Genomic DNA, 1,834 nt, shown 5'->3' with positions numbered 1-1,834 from the left:
GTCGTTCACTGCGGCGGTGCCGGGCACACGCGATATGCCCGTCCAGGCAGACGGTGCTCGAGAGGGGGCGGTGCGTCTGATCGGGGTGTAGATAGGCGGTGTGAATGTCGTTGGTTGATGCCATGATCGGAGGGTGCAGCTTCGCTACCACCCCCGCTTGTACCCGCCGCCGGGCAGCAAGAGGCGCTGGCGCGGGCGTTCGGGTGCTCGGGTGGTGTTCAACAATGCGATCGCGGTCGGGGAGAACGTCCATCACGCGTGACACAGAGGGATCTGTCGAATTGCATGAACCTGCGGACCGAGCCCGCCGACCACACAGTCGGGAGGCTCCGCGGCGGCCTCGGCACGAAGATCCACCAACTCAGCGACGGCAACGGGCGGCGGCTGGTTTTGCTGATCGGGGAAGTCAGTCCGGTGACTGACCGGCGCTTCCGTTGATAATGAAGGACCTGTCCGTACGATCCGATCGGGTCAGGCAGGGCCCGGACCCGATCGGATCCGTTGCTGGGCGACAAGGCCCAATCGTCAAAAGCTAATGCTGCGGTGATCGGGGGAGTGCCCGCCCAACCAGCGGTGCCGCTTGGGGTCTTCGACAGGGTTGGTGCCGCGGCAACGAGCACCGTCGACAGCGTGGTCGACGCTGTGCCGATACGGCCCTGACCCTGCTGTTCGTGGTGGGTCGACAGGACAGCATCCTGCCGACTGCAGGCATCCGAGGCGGCGGAGGCTCCGCCGCGGCCACCCCTAGACGTTCGGGGGACCGAACTCCGCCGCAACTTCGGGTGCGTCGACCTCGAGCAGTTCGTAAGCGACACGAACCATCTCGTGCACTTGCTCCGGGTACGGCGCCCCCGACTGCTCGCAGAACCGCGCCGACACCAACGCCGCTTCCAACCGCGGCCCGTCATCGTCGGAGACGAACGACTGCGCCTGAAACAGATACCTCGATGCGGGAATCGCCATACGGCCACGGTAGGACCCAGCTCAGCCCGGACGCGGGACAACACACCTGCCCACTACACAGCCCTGTAGAACACAGGGGACTCGGCGATGACATGAGGTCGCCGAATATCGACAGGACTTACTGGCATCCGAATCTTTCTTCTACGGACCTTCTTGAGGAACTCTCGGTGTTGGCCTGGCAGATCGTTGGTGAGATCGCGTTCCATTCGGACCCTGAGGGTCTGCCGGGCGGCTGGCAGCAGATCCCGGCCGCGGACCGGCTCCGGGGAGTACTTGGGGAACACCGTGGCGTTCTTCAGCTCGCCGCCGGCCGCTCGGCGCCGTCGAGTGCCCCGGGATTCGACGCGATGGTCACCGCCATCACCGACTGCCTCGGCTCCCTCACCTGAGCTGGCTTCCTCCGGCGCCGCATCCTGATCGACGCCCGAACCTTCGCTGCAGGGGGCTCCGCCACGGCGTCGTCGCGGCGCTCCGGAGAACCGGTTTGTGACATCCCGGACGGCGTGGAAGTCCTCGTCGGCGGCACCCCGGCGATCGAACAGGACAGCATCAGCGCACTGCTCGACAACCTGCCGCTCATGATCGTCACGGTCCTGAGCGTCACGACGCTGCTGATGTTCCTGGCATTCGGCTCGCTGGTGCTGCCCATCAAGGCCGTGTTGATGAGCGCGCTCGGTCTCGGCGCGACGCTCGGCATCCTCACCTGGGTGTTCGTCGACGGTCACGGCTCGGGCGTGCTGGGCTTCACGCCCGGACCGATCACGTCGCCGATGCTGGTGCTGATCGTCGCGATCGTCTACGGCCTGTCCATCGACTACGAGGTGTTCCTGCTCTCCCGCATGGTCGAGGCCAGATCGCAGGGTGCGAGTAC

The 1,834-nt window shown here is 65.8% G+C and carries 3 protein-coding genes and 1 pseudogene; 3 read left to right on the top strand and 1 reads right to left on the bottom strand.

The genetic code is table 11. From position 1 onward, the window contains the following. Positions 1 to 133: 133 nt before the first annotated feature. The gene (locus tag AB4Z09_RS28970; RefSeq protein ID WP_442241380.1) at positions 134 to 262 is read left to right on the top strand and encodes a hypothetical protein; all 129 of its coding nucleotides are present in this window, start codon (positions 134 to 136) and stop codon (positions 260 to 262) included. A 482-nt stretch (positions 263 to 744) separates the two neighbouring features. Here AB4Z09_RS28970 and AB4Z09_RS28965 read toward each other — a convergent pair whose 3' ends face one another. Beyond that, positions 745 to 963: a hypothetical protein gene (locus AB4Z09_RS28965; RefSeq protein ID WP_442241379.1), complete on the bottom strand. Its 219-nt coding sequence runs from the start codon at positions 961 to 963 to the stop codon at positions 745 to 747. Positions 964 to 1,130: 167 nt separating this feature from the next. Here AB4Z09_RS28965 and AB4Z09_RS28960 point away from each other — a divergent pair, with 167 nt between their 5' ends. Together AB4Z09_RS28960 and AB4Z09_RS28955 are read left to right on the top strand one after the other, a co-directional pair. Beyond that, the gene (locus AB4Z09_RS28960) at positions 1,131 to 1,352 is read left to right on the top strand and encodes a hypothetical protein (RefSeq protein WP_442241378.1); all 222 of its coding nucleotides are present in this window, start codon (positions 1,131 to 1,133) and stop codon (positions 1,350 to 1,352) included. 99 nt (positions 1,353 to 1,451) lie between these two features. After that, positions 1,452 to 1,834 (top strand): annotated as a pseudogene (locus AB4Z09_RS28955) (MMPL family transporter); the annotation flags it as partial.

Origin of the sequence: Rhodococcus sp. TAF43 (assembly GCF_052113525.1) — a bacterium.
Lineage (GTDB): Bacteria > Actinomycetota > Actinomycetes > Mycobacteriales > Mycobacteriaceae > Prescottella.
This window is presented reverse-complemented; position numbering and strand designations above follow the sequence as displayed.

Excerpts from the sequence above, each read along its gene's own strand:
- AB4Z09_RS28965 (WP_442241379.1), bottom strand. The coding sequence starts at position 963 with ATGGCGATTCCCGCATCGAGGTATCTGTTTCAGGCGCAGTCGTTCGTC.